The following is a 15,660-nucleotide window of genomic DNA, read 5'->3' as shown; positions in this document are numbered from 1 at the left end:
TATGGAGAAAGATATTGACTACAGTAATTCAAAGTTGACCCCGGAAAAAGCTTTACAGATGCTTAGGTCTGAGGGACTAGATGTAACTATTGAACAGGCAGAGGAAATCTTGTATTTCTTAAGAATAATTGCTAATATCGCTGTGTTAAAACATTTAAATATTAGAAAATGAGTAAGATAGCGGACTTGTACATTCGTGTAAGTACTGATGAGCAGGCAGAAAAAGGTTTCTCGCAACGTAATCAAGAAGAAATGTTAAGGAAATATTGCAGCATAAATCAGATACAGATACGTAATGTAATTTATGAAGATCATTCGGCAAAGACTTTTAACAGGCCTCAATGGAAAAAATTTCTTGCTGATTTGAAAAAATATAAAAATAAAATTAATCTGGTTCTTTTTATGAAGTGGGATAGGTTCAGCCGTAATGCAGGCGATGCTTACCAAATGATAAATGTTTTAAGGAAACTGGGTGTAGAGCCACAGGCTATTGAACAGCCACTTGACCTCAGTGTTCCGGAAAACAAAATGATGCTGGCTTTTTATTTGGCTGCACCTGAGGTTGAAAATGACAGAAGAGCACTAAATACATTTCAAGGGCTTAGACGTGGAAAGAAAGAGGGTAGGCATATGGGAATGGCTCCTTATGGATACGCTAATAAAATAACGGAGGATGGGAAAAAGTATATTGCCATTGTACCGGATAAAGCTGTAAAGGTTATTTGGATTTTTGAACAGATTGCAAAAAATATTTTTAGTACTGAATCTATTTATCAAATGGCCAAAGAAAAAGGTTTTGCTATTTCTAAGAATAACTTGTGGCTTATTATAAGAAATCCACTTTATTGCGGAAAGATTGTTGTTCCTAAGTACAGAGATGAAGAGGAGAGATGGGTCAATGGGCAGCATGAGCCAATAATCAGTGAGGGATTATTTTATCGGGTACAGGATGTTCTTGATAGTAAAGCGCGAACTTATAGACCAAAAATTAAGACTATTGAGAATTTTCCTTTGCGAGGTTTTTTTCTATGTCCAAAGTGTGGTCAGAAGTTAACAGGAAGTAAATGTAAAGGAAGAAATAAATATTACTATTATTATCACTGTGATAAAGTTTGTAAATGGAGAGTGAATTCCGAAATAGCTAATAAGGTATTTAAAGACCATTTAAATAAATTTAAACCTTTAGAAGAAGTTAAGAAATTATATACCGCAGTTCTGCTTGAAGGTTACAGAGAGCATACTGGAGTAATAGCTGGCGAAAAAAAGAAGTCCCTTGAGCAGATTGCAGTTTATGAAAAGAAATTATCAGTAGCCAGAAATTTATTAGTTACCGAGAAAATAGATGCTGTAGATTACAATCTTATGAAAATTGAATACAATGAAGTTATCAGTAAGTTGGAAAAGGACATTGGAGATGTAGAAGACGACAGAGCCAGTATAGAGCACCTAACCACGACTGGATTGGAAAACCTTTTAAAGCTAGGTGAAGCCTTTGATGGTGGGACTTTAGCTGATTCTAGAGAAGTAATTGGTTTAATTTTTCCAGAAAATTTCACATTTCAAGAAAATAAAATCCGCACCGCCCGAGTCAATGAAATCGTCAACTGTATCTATCTGGTAAACAATAGATTACGGGCAAAAAAAAACGGGACAAAAGATGATATTTTTCTTTTGTCCCGAGTAGTGACCTCGACAGGATTCAAACCTGTAACCTTCTGAGCCGTAATCAGATGCGCTATTCAGTTGCGCCACGAGGCCTTTTTTGTTTCATTCAGCTATTTTTTGTAGCTTTGTTAAATGCTGTTTGCGGGTGCAAAGATAGAGATAAATTCGAGATAAACAAGCAAAAAAATACAGAAAAATAAAAAAAAATGAAGATTGAAAATTATATACGTGATATTCAGGACTTTCCTAAACAAGGAATTTTATTTAAAGATATCACTCCACTATTAAATGATGTTGAAGCAAGACAAGAATGCTTATCAATTCTGGTAAATTCTTTAAAAGGACAGAAAATTGACAAAGTAGTAGGAGCAGAAAGCCGTGGCTTTTTTTTCGGAATGTTATTGGCACAGGAACTAAAAGCCGGTTTTGTTCCGGTAAGGAAACCTAAAAAGCTTCCGTTTGAAACGATTTCGGCTTCGTATGAGTTAGAATATGGCACAGATATACTCGAAATGCACAGAGATGCCATTCAGAAAGGCGATCGTGTTTTAATTCACGACGACGTTCTGGCAACCGGCGGTACCGCAAAAGCAGTCTGCGATCTGGTAGAAGAATTAGGCGGCGAAATTGTACAATGCAACTTTTTAATGGAATTAGCTTTTCTTAACGGAAGAGAAAAAATCAAAGAATATCCGTTCTTTGCAGCACTTTCGTACTAAGTTACACCAAAACAATTTTATTTTTAACAGCGTATAACACCAAACCAATTCTCGTTTTTATCTCTAATTTATCAAACAAACATTCCCTGTATCCGTCGATGGTTTTAGGACTCAGACACATTTCTGATGCAATTTCTTTATACGTCATTTCGGTGCAGGCATGTTTTATAAAAACCAGTTCTTTTTCTTTCAGGCTGATTTTTTTATTATCACTGTTGACTTTATTGATCAGCATTCCTGAAACTAATTCGGTAAAATAAAATCCTTTTTCGATTACGCATTCAATCGCATCCCTGAAAACTTCCGGTGAAGTATCTTTTAAAAGATAGCCTTTTGCTCCGTTGGTAATCATCTTAATAATGATTTCTTCGTCATCATTTACAGATAATGCTATTACTTTTAGGTTAGGGCGGTTTTCCTGAAGCCATTTCATAGTGCTTATTCCGTCGAGAACGGGCATATTTACGTCCAGGAGGACTAAATCTATATTGGTGTCGATATTTGCTTCCAGAAAGGAAATAAATACCTTACCGTTTTCAAAACGATTTATGACTTCGTAATCTCCAAAACTTTTAATTAGCAGTTCAAGCGACTGCGAAAAAAGAAGGTGGTCGTCTACGATTATTATTTTGTTTTTGGGGTTAGTTTTCATCAGATTGGGTTAAGGGATATTCGAGGGTTACGGTTGTTCCGGACTGGCCGGAATCGATGCTGAGTCTGGCGCCAATTAATTTGGCTCTGAGTTTCATGTTATTAAGTCCTATTCCTGAATTGGAACTGTCTAAATTATATCCAATTCCAAAATCTTTGAGTATAAGTCTGAAAACAACCGGGGTTACTTCAATATGCACATCAAACAAATCGCTTCGGGAATGTTTTAAACTGTTGTGAAGTGCTTCCTGAAATATCCGGTAAATAATCAGATCGTGTTCTTCATTAATCAGCGGAATTTCTCCGGTGAGATTAAAATTATATTTGATTTTTTTGAGCTTTTTTATTCGTTCCAGATCCAGCTGGATAGCCTCAACAAAGTTGTGCTGCAGTAAATTATCTTTATTGATAATCCGCGATAAAATTCGTAATTCGTCTAATGATTTTGCCAATACACTTTTAAGGTCTTTAAGTTCCGAAACCGGAATTCCTTTATTACTAATACCAATATTGAGCTGCATGATGGCAACCGAAATAATCTGTCCGATATTATCATGAAGCTCTTTGCTTATTTCAGAAAGCGTCTGGTCTTTGATCTCGATTCTGGTTTTGACCAATTCGGACTGGAAATACATTTCGGCTTCCATTTTTTCTACCATATAGGTGTTTTTCTTCTTTATGAAATAAAAGAAAATGAAAAGCAGGATAAGCAGCAGGGTAAAGAAAACGATACCCAATGAAATGACTAATAATTGTATTTCTTTTCGCTCCATAAAAATCCTATAATGTAGCAGCTATGTGCCAGAAAATTTAAGATAAACAACACAAGACTAAATACAGAATCATCCTGCTTGATTAAAAACCAGTTTATGGCAAGCATAAAAGGCGTAAATGGTACATGAAAAACCAGTATGCCTAAAATGTACCAGAAAAAGACAGATCGCTTAAAGTTTAAAATTTTGTCTGAATTAAAAATCTCAACCAGATACAAACAAGATAAAATCAGAACCAATAAAACTCCAATCGCAAAACTGTATGTAAAAGAACGATTGGCATCCTGCTGAAAATACAAACTGTTTAAAATAAAAGAAATAATAAACAACGTCAGGCAGAGAACGGCGGTTAGTCTGTGATTTATTTTTTGTAAAAGGCTTCGTAAAAGTAATATATAGGCTGAAAAGCTGACAAACATGTAAACATTATATACATAATAATTTAACAAGCCTGTCAGGTACGTAAAGTAATACCCAACGATTTCTGTCAGGATCGAAAACCAAATTAAAATTACTAAAAATTTAGCTTTCTTACCAGGTAATTTATGCATAGAAATTAATCCGATGCTTCCTGATAACAAAGCTAAATAAATGATATAAGATCTTAAAAATTCAAACATAAATTTCTATTAATATACTAAACTTGGCGGTCTTCCGATGTTTCCGTAATTCATTGGTGAAAGACTTTGAATGTCAGCAGGTGTTTCGTCTTCAACTAAAGCAAAACTTTTAAGCTGATCTTCATTGCTTTCTACTTTTTTTCCTGTTGGAACCAGGAACAAAGTAGTCAGTCCGGCTTTTTCTCCATGAGCTTCATCTTCCGGATAGGTGCCAAAATAAAAACGTATTCCGTCTACATTATAGCCTTCTTTAGCACCGTTGGTTTTGATATAATGTATATAACTTTCTAATGCTTCCAATGAATACCAGATGGCATTTGCGTCTTCTTTCTTTTTGGATTTTCCGGTTACTGATGCCGCTTTTTTCTTGTTGTAATTTACATTAAGCTGTTTTGCAAATTCTTTAGTTATTAACTGAGCGGGTTTTGCGGGTGGATTTTTCATGATTGTTAAATAATTAATTGGTTAATGGTTTAGTTCACTTTTTTAATCGTTTGCAGGCGACAAAATTATTTGAAACCCAAAAATTGAACAAGGGGGAAAATACCCTTTTTTTTGTAGGTGAAATTTTTTAAAAACAGGTTAAAATACTGGTTTGTAAGCTTTTAATTTTTGGTAATTTTATATGGATTGTTTTAGGCAGAAAAAAGGAGATTGAAATCTGCTGAAAAAAAGAAAATCAGTTTTTAATTTAAATAAGAGAAAAATGAAAACGATAAAATTGGGTGCACGATCAAATGAAGTATATTATTTAAATGAACTTCTTTCAAATCTTGGATATAAAGTTGTTGTTTCAGATTATTTTGGAGCAGCGACAGATAAAGCGGTAAGAGATTTTCAGTTAAAGAATAAGCTGGTTGTAGATGGAGTAGTGGGATTGAAAAGCTGGTCAGCATTATTACAAAAAACGCAGGGATTATTTTCTTCTAACAGCAAACTGCTTTCGGAACAGGATCTTATTGATTTTTCAAAGCGTTTTAATCTCGAACTGGCCATTGTAAAAGCGGTAAATGAAGTGGAAAGTAACGGAAAAGGGTTTCTTGTTGACGGAAGACCAAAAATTTTATTTGAGGGTCATATTTTCTGGAAAGAATTAGAAAAGCGAAAAATCGACCCTAAAAAGTATGTAAACAGTACAACGGCAAATATTCTTTTTCCAAAATATACAAAGAAATACTATGTTGGCGGAGCGGGAGAATATGAACGTCTTGAAAAAGCAATCAGTCTGGGAGGTAAAGATTTTGAAGATGCCGCTAACAGTGCAGCTTCGTGGGGATCGTTTCAGATAATGGGGTTTAATGCTGTTTCTATTGGTTATAAAAGTATTGATGAATTCGTAATCAAAATGCGTCAAAACGAAGGCGAACATTTAAAAGCTTTTGGATTGTTTTTGGAAAAGAATAATCTAATTACTCCCTTAAGAAATAAAAACTGGGCTGCTTTTGCTTCTAAATATAACGGACCGGCTTATAAAACCAATAAATACGACGAGAAACTAATGCGGGCCTATCAGAAATATTCTAAATGATAGAGGTGTTTTTAAGTTTCAGGTTTCAAGTTTCAGGTTTCAGGTTAACTGAAAGTGGTGCAATTCCGATAGTTATCTGATGCAGGGTTTGCAAGATCTTTTTCTGAATAAAAACTTTGCGAATCTTTGCGGTAAAACTATCCGCAAACCAATAACGTGAAACCTGAAACTTCATACCTGAAACAAAAGAAACCAAAAAAATAAAACCCGACAGATTCTGAAAAATCCATCGGGTTCTAGTGTAAACTATAATTAAAAACTTATCTCAGACTTGCGCCAAGTTCGGTTTCAAAAGTCTGTTGTAATTTTGACATAATTTTATCGATTTGAGCATCAGTAAGCGTTTTAGTGCTGTCCTGGATTGTGAAACTCAAAGCATATGATTTTTTACCTTCCGGAAGTTTGTCGCCTTGGTATACGTCAAATAAATTAACGTCTTTTAAAAGTGTTTTTTCGCTTTGTTTAGCCAGATTGTAAATACTTTCATAAGTTGTTTTTTCGTCAATCAGAAGCGCTAAATCTCTACGTACTTCAGGATATTTAGGAATCTCAGTATATTTAATTTTTCCTGTAATGATTTTTAGGACTAAATCCCAGTTAAAATCGGCATAATACACATCTTGTTTGATTCCGAAATGTTTTAAAATCGATTTTTTAATTACACCCATTTCGACCAAAGTATCATTGTTGTAACAGATAGAAGTTCCTTCAGAGAAAACATCCGACTGTACAGGCATATTTGAAACTTTTTCAATTCCAAGACGATTTAAAACAGCTCTTACATATCCTTTTAGTAAAAAGAAATCAGTTCCTTTTTGCGGATTTGTCCAGCTTTCTTTATTTCGGTCTCCGGAAATAGATAAAGTCAAATGTTTGTGCTCTTCGTAACCGTTTAGGTATTTGTGATATGATTTTCCAAATTCAAATAATTTTAAATCCGAATTTTTTCTGTTGATATTATAAGAAACGGCTTCTAAGGCAGAAAATAATAATGACTGGCGCATTGCTGCCAAATCACTGCTTAGAGGATTCAGCATCGTTACGTTGTGTTCTTCTTTTAAAACAGTCGATAGTTTTGCATACGCAGCAGTTGTTAATGAGTTTGCCATCATTTCATGGAAACCCTGAGAGTTTAACTGAGAAGCAATAACGTTTTGTACTTTATAATCTTCTGTTCTTGGAGAATTGGCTACCGTTGCATTGAATTTTTTAGAAAACTCAATATTATTGTAACCGTAGACTCTTAAGATTTCTTCTATAACGTCAATTTCACGCTGTACATCAACACGATAAGCTGGAATAGTTAAGCCAAGACCGGTATCTGAAACGCTGTTGACTTTAATATCCAGAGAAACTAATATTTTTTTGATCGTATCTTTTGGAATTTCCTGACCAATGATTTTAGAAACGTGGCTGAAATTTAATAAAACAGAGAAATCTTCTATTTTTTTAGGATAAACTTCTACCACATCAGAAGTTACTTTTCCGCCTGCTACTTCCTGAATTAAAAGCGCGGCACGTTTTAGTGCGTATTCTGTAATTGTTGGGTCAATTCCTCTTTCAAATCTAAAAGAAGCATCTGTATTTAATTGGTGTCTTTTTGCTGTTTTACGAACGCTTACAGCATCAAAATAAGCACTTTCTAAGAAAATAGAAGTTGTTCCTTCAGAAACACCTGATTTTTTTCCTCCAAAAACACCGGCAATACAAAGTGGTCCTTTTTCGTCGCAGATCATTAAATCTTCTGCGTGTAATGTTCTTTCAACATCATCAAGCGTTACGAATTTTGTACCTGCAGGCAGTGTTTTTACGATTATCTTTCCGTTGATTTTTGCAGCATCAAAAGCATGAAGCGGCTGTCCTAATTCGTGTAAAACATAATTAGTAACGTCAACAATATTATTTTTAGGAGTTAACCCGATAGCCTTTAAACGATCTTGTAACCATGCCGGAGAATCCTGAACTGTAATTCCCGAAATGGTAACCCCGCAGTATCTTGGTGCCAGTGTTGGTTCTTCAACATTTACATCAATCTTAAGCGTACGCATATCAACTCTAAAATTGCTTACAGACGGCGTAATTAATTCTACGTTTACACCACGCTGCAACATTCCGGCTCTTAAATCACGCGCTGTTCCGTAATGGCTCATTGCGTCGGCACGGTTTGGAGTTAAACCAATTTCAAAAACTTCGTCATTGGCAATTTTAAATACCTCGGCTGCAGGAGTTCCCGGAACCAGACTTTCATCCAGAACCATAATTCCGTCATGACTGCTGCCAAGACCCAGTTCATCTTCGGCGCAAATCATTCCGTGGCTTTCCTGTCCGCGTATTTTTCCTTTTTTAATTGTAAATTCAGCACCCTCTTTATCATATAAAACAGTTCCAATTGTGGCAACCGGAACTTTTTGACCTGCGGCAACATTTGCAGCGCCGCATACAATTTGTATAGGAGCTTCTAAACCAATATTTACAGTTGTAACTTTCAGTCTGTCGGCATCAGGGTGTTTTTCGCAAGTGAGAACGTGTCCTACAACAACCCCTTCTAAACCGCCTTTAACAGATTGGTATTTTTCGACAACTTCTACTTCAAGACCTAAATCAGTAAGTAATTCTGAAGTCTGCTCAGATGTCCAGTCTGTTTTAATGAATTGTTTTAACCAGTTGTAAGATATTTTCATGTTAGCTTTATTATTCTTTTTTTGTACAAGGTTACAAATATAAGGATTGCGGATTGTAGTAAGAAAGAAATTATTTGGTTTTTTCTTATTCGTTGTATTTAGTAAAAAAGCGGTAAAAATTACATACTCAATTTTAGATAAATCTTTAAATTTAATAAAAAAGGTATAGTAAAATTGGCTTTATGGTTTGTTTAAATCAGTTCTTCGACGTGTCTTTTGATATTTTCTGATATTTTCTTGGTTGGAAGATCGTTTTCATCATCACCAAACGGATCTTCGATTTCTTCTGCGATAAGTTCTAAACTCGCCAGAACATAAAAGATAAAAACGACAACCGGAGCCACAAAATATCCTAAGCTGACCGAATATCCAAAAGGAAGTGTCATGATGTAAAAAAAGATAAATTTTTTGATGAAGGCACTGTAAGAATAGGGAATAGGCGTGTTTTTGATGCGTTCGCAGGCACCGCAGATGTCTGTGAATGCCTGAAATTCATCATTTAGTATAATAAGCTGCTCGCCTGTAATTTTTCCGGAATCATACAAATCATTTATTTTGTGATACATGATTCTTTTGAGCTGGTTAGGCTTGTGTTTATGATGATCTAATTCTAGATCTACATCTTCAAAAAGCTGTTTGCTGGTTTCTTCATCTTTTAAATGTTTGTATAAAATATCAGCAAACATGGGAATGAACTTTCTGAAAAACTTCCTGTCATTTTCATCTTTTAAAATAGCCGAAAGTTTTATGGCAAGATTACGGCTGTTGTTCACCAGACTGCCCCAGAGTTTACGCCCTTCCCACCAGCGGTCGTAAGCTGTATTGGTTCTGAAAACCAGTAATAACGAGATCACAAAACCCAGCATTCCGTGCATGATAGGAATATTATGGATGTAATCGTTTTTGGTAACTTTGAAATAATGAAGCTCCAGATATCCTACTATGGCAGCATAAACACCAATTGCCAGCATGATTGGAAACAGCTTTCGAACTGTATCCGATTTATGAAAATGGAATATAAAAGTAAACCAGTCTTTGGTATTATATGAGATCATATAAATTTGTTTTTTGAAACAAATTTATATTAAAAATTAATATTTCCTGCTAATTCTTTTAAAGCAATTTCTGATAATTTTGCCTCATATTGAGCGTTGCTGTAACGTACTTTTGCATTGACATAATTAAGCTGTGCCGTTCTGAAATCGATAGTGGTAATGGTCCCAATTCTAAACTTATCCAGCGTAATTTCAAGGTTTTGCTTCGCTATAGCCTCGTTGTCTTCTTCCAGATCGATCAATTCCAGATTGGTTAAATACGTTTGAAAAGCCGTGCTTAATTGTGTATTTAAAATCAAATTCTGCTGTTCGATTACGATTTTAGTGTTTTCAATCTGAAGTTTGGCTACTTTTTCATTTCGATGCTGATTAAAACCGTCAAAAATATTCATAGAGGCATTGAAACCGTAATTTAAACCACGAGAAGAAGTTTCGCTTGTAAATCCTAAACTGGACTGGCTTTCAGAAAAGTTGTAACCAGTTGTTAATCGAAGTGTTGGATATCGGGTCGATTTGACTTGTTTAAGCTGTAATTCGGCAATTCGTTTGTTGATAATCTGAGCTTCTAATGCCGGGTTTTGTTTTTGTGCCAATTCCATTAAATCTACCAAAACCAGTTTATTGTCAACTTTAACTTCATCAGTTACTTTGAAATCAATTTTCGGATCTCTTGCCAGATACTGGTTCAATAAAATTTTAGCATTCGCATACGATTCTTTCTGTCTCAATAAAGCCACCTGATCTGAGTTTAAGTCAACCTGAGCGTTTAAAACTTCTAATTTTGAAGCTTTTCCAATTGTAAAACGATTTTGAGCTAATTCTAATCTTTGTTTCGAAATTACAATTGTAGTATCTAAAGCGGCTAATTGCTGCTGCTGCTGTACTAAGTCGTAATATGCTGAATTTACTTGACCAATCTTTAGTAAAATAGTTCGTTTTAATTCGGCATCACCTAATTTTTGAAGTTCTTTTAACTGGTCAAGTCTGGCGAACATTCGCATTCCGTCAAAAACTGTCCATCCTAAACTTACTCCATAGGTTAAACTATTGTTTTTGGCATTGTCTAATGATGTAGTAGAACCGTCCTGACGTGTTTGAGACGAGTTCATAATACTGTTATTATCAACTACAGAAGCGGTTACAGTTGGCAGCATTCCTGAATTTCCTACTGTTACGTTTGTTTCGCTTATAACCGAATTATTCTTGGCAATTTTAATCTCAAAATTGTTTTCTAAAGCGATTTTCATTGCTTCTTCGATAGACAGGGTTTCCTGTGCATCTGCCTGAAAAATGCATAAGAACAGAAGTGCTAAAGTGCCGTATATATTCTTGATATTCATATTTATTATCTTTTACCTGAAAATCACGAATTTAAAAGGTAAAATTCGTGATTTTTTGGTTTTATTTTATACTTTCTTTTTCGTATTCGTCGATATGGTCAAATTCAGGATAATGTTTTCTTGCTTTAGACCACATAAAATAAATAGCAGGAATTACAAAAAGTGTCAGAGCCAGAGAGAAAATAGTTCCTCCCACAATTACAACCCCCATACCAATTCTACTGGTAGATGCTGCTCCAAGTGACATAGCAATTGGCAGAGCTCCTAATGCAATGGCTAAACTCGTCATTAAAATAGGACGTAAACGTGCTTCTGAAGCTTCCAGAATGGCTTCCATTTTGGGTTTACCTTGTTCTCTTAACTGATTGGCAAATTCAACGATCAAAATACCGTTTTTGGTTACCAGACCAATAAGCATTACGGTTCCAATCTGGCTGAAAATATTCCACGACTGATTGAATAACCAAAGTGAAAATAAAGCGCCCGCAACCGCCATTGGTACGGTTAAAATGATAATAAAAGGATCGATAAAACTTTCAAACTGGGCGGCAAGAATCAAAAAGATTAATAGTAAAGCTAATCCAAATGCAAATGAAGTGTTTGAACTACTTTCTACAAAATCTCGTGATTCTCCGGCTAAATCGGTTGTGAAACTTTGATCTAAAACTTTGGCTTTAATTCGGTCCATTTCCTGAATTCCGTCGCCCATACTTTTTCCCGGAGCTAAACCAGCTGCTACTGTAGCCGACATGTAACGGTTGTTGTGATACAATTGCGGCGGATTACTCTGCTCAGCAACTTTTACAACGTTATCCATCTGAATCAATTCTCCATTTTTGTTTTTTACAAACATCGAAGTCAAATCCAAAGGTTTCGATCTGTCTTTTTGATCAAACTGACCAATAACCTGATATTGTTTTCCGTTTTTAATAAAATAACCAAAACGCTGTCCGCTTAACGAAAGCTGTAAAGTCTGTGCAATATCAAGAATAGAGATACCTAAACTTTCGGCCTTTGCACGGTCAATACTCACGTTAATTTCGGGTTTGTTGAATTTTAAGTTTACATCTGTAATAGAAAAAACGTCGCTTTTTCCAACTTCATCCATAAAAAGAGGAATTTTTTCTCTCAGTTTATCAAAAGTAGGCGCTTGAATAATATACTGAATCGGAAGTCCGCCGCGTCTGTTTACGGCAATTGTTGGCTGTTGAATAACAGAAGTTTTGGCATCCGGATATTTTTTTGTCCATTTCGAAAGTTTGTCTGCAATGTCCTTTTGAGATCTTTCTCTTTCGTCCGGCTGTTTTAAAGAAAGTCTGATGAAACCTGAATTTGCTGCAGAACCGCCTGAACCCGGTGCTGTAATAACTAAACTTACTCTTTTTTCAGGAATAGAGTCATCAACTAATTTTGATATTTCCTGCATAAAACGGTTGGTGTATTCATAAGAAGATCCTTCCGGTGTAGTCATACGCATGGTTACAGAGCTGCGATCGTCATAAGGAGCTGTTTCTTTTGGGAGAATGGTAAAGAATAAATAAATCAATCCAAAACACGCGATCAGAATTGGAAAACTCAGCCATTTTTTATCCATAAAACGAGTCAGTGAATCGGCATAACCGCTGTTCATTTTTTCAAAGAATGGTTCGGTTTTAATATAAAATTTAGATTTTTTCTGCTCGCCGCCTTTCATTAAATAGGCATTAAGCATTGGTGTTAAGGTTAAAGATACAAAAGCGGAAATCAATACTGCTGCACCAATTACAACCCCAAATTCCCTAAAAAGACGTCCTACGAATCCTTCCAGAAAAATTACAGGCAGAAACACCGAGGCCAATGTTACCGAAATAGAAATTACGGCGTAGAAAATTTCATTGGAACCTTTAATGGCAGCTTCAATTGGAGACATTCCTTCTTCGACTTTTTTGAAGATATTCTCGGTCACTACAATTCCATCATCGACCACCAGACCGGTTGCCAGTACAATTGCCAAAAGCGTTAGTACGTTGATAGAGAATCCAAAAAGCCACATGATAAAAAAGGTGGCAATTAACGATACCGGAATATCAATTAAAGGACGAAATGCAATTGCCCAGTCTCTAAAAAAGAGATAGATAATGATGATTACCAGAACAATAGATATTCCGAGTGTTTCGGCAACTTCTAAAACCGATTTTTTTACAAATAATGTATTGTCTAATGCGATATTAAGTTTAATATCTTTTGGCAGGTCCTTTTGTAAGGCTTCGTATTTTTTATAAAACTCGGCCGAAATATCTAAATAATTTGCTCCGGGCATTGGTACGATGGCAAGTCCAATCATGGGAAGTCCTGAAGAAGTTAATCCTGTTTCGATATTTTCAGGGCCTAATTCGGCTCTTCCTACATCGCTCAAACGGACTATTTTATCTCCGTCTGTACGAACGATAATATTATTGAATTCTTCGGCTCTGGAAAGATTCCCAATGGTTTTTACGGTTAATTCGGTGTTGTTTCCGGTTAATTTACCAGAAGGCAGTTCAACATTTTGTGAGTTTAAAGCAGCTCGAACTTCAGATACTGTACAGCCGTAAGCTGCCAGTTTTGCAGGATCTATCCATAAACGCATCGCATACCGTTTTTGTCCCCAGATTTGAACGGCACTTACGCCCGGAATGGTTTCTAAACGCTGTGAGATTACATTTTCGGCATAATCACTTAATTCTAAAGAACTTCTTGTATCACTTTGAACAGTCATCGAAATGATTGATTCACTGTCGGCATCTGCCTTTGATACAACCGGCGGTGCATCGATATCCTGCGGTAAATTTCTAATAGCCTGCGAAACTTTGTCACGCACGTCATTTGCCGCTTCTTCCAAGTCTTTATCAAGATTAAACTCGATGGTAATGTTACTGCTTCCCTGATTACTTGAGGAAGTTATATTTCGGATTCCGTCAATCGCATTTACAGCTTTTTCAAGAGGTTCCGTAATCTGCGATTCAATAATGTCTGAATTGGCTCCGGTGTAATTGGTTCTGATGGAAACCTGTGCGGGATCGATAGATGGAAATTCCCTAACGCCCAAAAATGTATAACCAATAAAACCGAACAAAATAATTAACAAGTTCAGTACTATGGTTAAAACAGGCCTTTTTATGCTGGTGGTTGATAAACTCATATTATGATTTTGGATTGTTGATTTTATATTTTAGATTTCAGGATACACGAAATCTAAAATCTGAAATCATAAATTATTTTTGCACTTTTACTTTAATTGGCGCTTCATTTTTTAATGACATAACACCGCTGGTAATTAAAGTGTCTCCGGCTCTTAATCCTGCTAAAATCAGAATTGATGAATCAGTTCTTGTTGTAGCATCAACCATCACTTCTTTGGCTTTTCCATTATTGGCAATGTAAACTTTTTTTCCGTCCTGTATAGGTACGATCGCCTGAGACGGCACAACAATAGCGTCTTTAACAATATTTAAAGGCAGTTTAACATCGGCAAAAGTTCCGGGAAAAAGTTTTCCGTCTGTATTATCCGCAATAGCACGAACCTGAAGGGTACGGGTTGCGACTGCAACTTCCGGCTCGATTGCATAAATTTTGGCGTTGTATGTTTTGTTTGAACCTGAAACGGTAAATTCAATCACTAATCCTGATTGTACCTGTGAAGCATATTTTTCAGGAATAGAAAAAGTAATTTTTAATTTTCCGGTATTTACCAGTTTAGCTACTAAAACGGTTGGCGTAATATAGGTTCCCGGCGAAATAGAACGCAGACCAATTTTTCCTGAAAATGGTGCTTTTACAGATGTTTTGGCAATTTGCGCTCTGATTAACTGGCTTTGTGCCTGTGCTGATGCGTGATCTGCCCTTGCAACATCTGCTTCTTCCTGGCTGATGGCTTCTTTTTGAAGCAAAAGTTTTGCTCTTCTTTCATTTTCTGCAGCAAGACCTTCTTTGGTTTCGGCTTGTCTAAGCTGTGCTTTTAGTTCAATATCGTTTACTTTAAAAAGTACTTGCCCTTTTGAAACATTTGTACCTTCATTAAAATAAATTCCTTCTACGATTCCTGAAACCTCGCTGTGAATTTCAATTTGTTCATTGGCTTCGATTGATCCTGATAATGATAGATTATTATCAAATGTTGAAGTTTGTATTACAAGACCGGTAACAGCAGTTGGTCTGTCTTTGTCGCCAAATTTTTTAGATTCGTCGTTTTTTTTCTTATTCGAAATTATCCTGTAAGTGATAAATCCTCCTAAGATGATGATTATCAAGGCGTAGATTAGGTGCTTTAGTTTCATAAAGATAAGGTGAAATAGGTGTTTTTGGTGTTTGTTTTTGTAACTCGCAAATTTAACTTTTTGTATGGAAATCGAAAGATGTTAGGGTTTATTTAACACTTGTATTACCGTAATTTTAAATTAGTTTTTTTATATGCGAAACACAAAATACCAGATTAGATATCGATTTTGATAAAAGGTTTAATGTTTATCCTGATTTTTTTTGTTTTTTTTAGTCAACAGTCCTGTTTTTGATTTATATACTTATAAATCAGCGCTTTGTGTTTTTTGTTCTTAGGTCCTTTTTTTCAGTTGCACGAAACGACTAAAATGTAATGATTTATTTTTTCTGAT

At 35.5% G+C, this 15,660-nt stretch carries 13 protein-coding genes, 1 tRNA gene and 1 pseudogene; 5 read left to right on the top strand and 10 right to left on the bottom strand.

Features of this window, described 5'->3' with window-relative positions:
* Position 1 precedes the first annotated feature (1 nt).
* Both OZP11_RS02375 and OZP11_RS02370 read left to right on the top strand, forming a co-directional pair.
* Positions 2–172 carry a hypothetical protein gene (locus OZP11_RS02375; RefSeq protein WP_281233642.1) on the top strand — a complete coding sequence of 57 codons (171 nt, stop codon included), beginning with the start codon at positions 2–4 and terminating at the stop codon, positions 170–172.
* A complete protein-coding gene (locus OZP11_RS02370) occupies positions 169–1,719 on the top strand; it encodes a recombinase family protein (RefSeq protein ID WP_281233641.1) in 1,551 nt (516 codons plus the stop codon). Before OZP11_RS02375 ends, OZP11_RS02370 begins: the two co-directional genes overlap by 4 nt.
* On the opposite strand, the gene OZP11_RS02365 is transcribed toward OZP11_RS02370, so the two are convergent.
* Positions 1,685–1,758 (bottom strand) — tRNA-Arg (locus OZP11_RS02365). The two genes, OZP11_RS02370 and OZP11_RS02365, sit on opposite strands and share 35 nt — an antisense overlap.
* Positions 1,759–1,871: 113 nt before the next feature.
* Between OZP11_RS02365 and OZP11_RS02360 the strand changes: the two genes are divergently transcribed.
* Complete coding sequence (locus OZP11_RS02360) at positions 1,872–2,384, top strand: adenine phosphoribosyltransferase (RefSeq protein WP_281233640.1); 513 nt, start codon at positions 1,872–1,874, stop codon at positions 2,382–2,384.
* Between the two features lies 1 nt (position 2,385).
* Here the strand turns inward: OZP11_RS02360 and OZP11_RS02355 are convergent, their stop codons facing one another.
* Genes OZP11_RS02355 through OZP11_RS02340 form a run of 4 tightly spaced genes read right to left on the bottom strand, consistent with a single transcriptional unit; the run spans position 2,386 to position 4,872 of the window.
* The gene (locus tag OZP11_RS02355) at positions 2,386–3,036 is read right to left on the bottom strand and encodes a response regulator transcription factor (RefSeq protein WP_281233639.1); all 651 of its coding nucleotides are present in this window, start codon (positions 3,034–3,036) and stop codon (positions 2,386–2,388) included.
* Positions 3,026–3,808: a sensor histidine kinase gene (locus tag OZP11_RS02350; protein ID WP_281233638.1), complete on the bottom strand. Its 783-nt coding sequence runs from the start codon at positions 3,806–3,808 to the stop codon at positions 3,026–3,028. Before OZP11_RS02350 ends, OZP11_RS02355 begins: the two co-directional genes overlap by 11 nt.
* Complete coding sequence (locus OZP11_RS02345; RefSeq protein ID WP_281233637.1) at positions 3,781–4,428, bottom strand: hypothetical protein; 648 nt, start codon at positions 4,426–4,428, stop codon at positions 3,781–3,783. Before OZP11_RS02345 ends, OZP11_RS02350 begins: the two co-directional genes overlap by 28 nt.
* A gap of 9 nt (positions 4,429–4,437) precedes the next feature.
* Positions 4,438–4,872, bottom strand: a complete 435-nt coding sequence (locus OZP11_RS02340) for a hypothetical protein (protein ID WP_281233636.1) — start codon at positions 4,870–4,872, stop codon at positions 4,438–4,440.
* 262 nt (positions 4,873–5,134) lie between these two features.
* Here OZP11_RS02340 and OZP11_RS02335 point away from each other — a divergent pair, with 262 nt between their 5' ends.
* Positions 5,135–5,956, top strand: coding sequence for an N-acetylmuramidase domain-containing protein (locus tag OZP11_RS02335; protein WP_281233635.1), 822 nt, complete (start codon positions 5,135–5,137; stop codon positions 5,954–5,956).
* Between the two features lie 260 nt (positions 5,957–6,216).
* Here OZP11_RS02335 and pheT read toward each other — a convergent pair whose 3' ends face one another.
* The 3 genes from pheT to OZP11_RS02320 form a co-directional block, all read right to left on the bottom strand.
* Entirely contained in the window at positions 6,217–8,637 is a 2,421-nt protein-coding gene (gene pheT, locus OZP11_RS02330; RefSeq protein ID WP_281233634.1) for a phenylalanine--tRNA ligase subunit beta, read from the bottom strand.
* Positions 8,638–8,828: 191 nt separating this feature from the next.
* Positions 8,829–9,692, bottom strand: a complete 864-nt coding sequence (locus OZP11_RS02325; RefSeq protein ID WP_281233633.1) for a bestrophin family protein — start codon at positions 9,690–9,692, stop codon at positions 8,829–8,831.
* A gap of 29 nt (positions 9,693–9,721) precedes the next feature.
* A complete protein-coding gene (locus OZP11_RS02320; protein ID WP_281233632.1) occupies positions 9,722–11,032 on the bottom strand; it encodes a TolC family protein in 1,311 nt (436 codons plus the stop codon).
* Between OZP11_RS02320 and OZP11_RS24960 the strand changes: the two are divergent.
* Positions 10,983–11,168: pseudogene (locus OZP11_RS24960) on the top strand (hypothetical protein); the annotation flags it as partial. The gene OZP11_RS02320 and the pseudogene OZP11_RS24960 sit on opposite strands and share 50 nt — an antisense overlap.
* Here OZP11_RS24960 and OZP11_RS02315 read toward each other — a convergent pair.
* Complete coding sequence (locus OZP11_RS02315) at positions 11,094–14,192, bottom strand: efflux RND transporter permease subunit (protein WP_281233631.1); 3,099 nt, start codon at positions 14,190–14,192, stop codon at positions 11,094–11,096. The pseudogene OZP11_RS24960 and the gene OZP11_RS02315 overlap by 75 nt on opposite strands.
* Positions 14,193–14,265: 73 nt before the next feature.
* Positions 14,266–15,327 (bottom strand): efflux RND transporter periplasmic adaptor subunit, encoded by a 1,062-nt coding sequence (locus OZP11_RS02310; RefSeq protein WP_281233630.1) that lies wholly within the window; start codon positions 15,325–15,327, stop codon positions 14,266–14,268.
* Between the last annotated feature and the right edge of the window lie 333 nt (positions 15,328–15,660).

This window comes from Flavobacterium gelatinilyticum, assembly GCF_027111295.1.
GTDB lineage: Bacteria > Bacteroidota > Bacteroidia > Flavobacteriales > Flavobacteriaceae > Flavobacterium > Flavobacterium gelatinilyticum.
This window is presented reverse-complemented; position numbering and strand designations above follow the sequence as displayed.

Excerpts from the sequence above, each read along its gene's own strand:
- OZP11_RS02375 (WP_281233642.1), top strand. The coding sequence starts at position 2 with ATGGAGAAAGATATTGACTACAGTAATTCAAAGTTGACCCCGGAAAAA.
- OZP11_RS02370 (WP_281233641.1), top strand. The coding sequence starts at position 169 with ATGAGTAAGATAGCGGACTTGTACATTCGTGTAAGTACTGATGAGCAG.
- OZP11_RS02360 (WP_281233640.1), top strand. The coding sequence starts at position 1,872 with ATGAAGATTGAAAATTATATACGTGATATTCAGGACTTTCCTAAACAA.
- OZP11_RS02355 (WP_281233639.1), bottom strand. The coding sequence starts at position 3,036 with ATGAAAACTAACCCCAAAAACAAAATAATAATCGTAGACGACCACCTT.
- OZP11_RS02350 (WP_281233638.1), bottom strand. The coding sequence starts at position 3,808 with ATGGAGCGAAAAGAAATACAATTATTAGTCATTTCATTGGGTATCGTT.
- OZP11_RS02345 (WP_281233637.1), bottom strand. The coding sequence starts at position 4,428 with ATGTTTGAATTTTTAAGATCTTATATCATTTATTTAGCTTTGTTATCA.
- OZP11_RS02340 (WP_281233636.1), bottom strand. The coding sequence starts at position 4,872 with ATGAAAAATCCACCCGCAAAACCCGCTCAGTTAATAACTAAAGAATTT.
- OZP11_RS02335 (WP_281233635.1), top strand. The coding sequence starts at position 5,135 with ATGAAAACGATAAAATTGGGTGCACGATCAAATGAAGTATATTATTTA.
- pheT (WP_281233634.1), bottom strand. The coding sequence starts at position 8,637 with ATGAAAATATCTTACAACTGGTTAAAACAATTCATTAAAACAGACTGG.
- OZP11_RS02325 (WP_281233633.1), bottom strand. The coding sequence starts at position 9,692 with ATGATCTCATATAATACCAAAGACTGGTTTACTTTTATATTCCATTTT.
- OZP11_RS02320 (WP_281233632.1), bottom strand. The coding sequence starts at position 11,032 with ATGAATATCAAGAATATATACGGCACTTTAGCACTTCTGTTCTTATGC.
- OZP11_RS02315 (WP_281233631.1), bottom strand. The coding sequence starts at position 14,192 with ATGAGTTTATCAACCACCAGCATAAAAAGGCCTGTTTTAACCATAGTA.
- OZP11_RS02310 (WP_281233630.1), bottom strand. The coding sequence starts at position 15,327 with ATGAAACTAAAGCACCTAATCTACGCCTTGATAATCATCATCTTAGGA.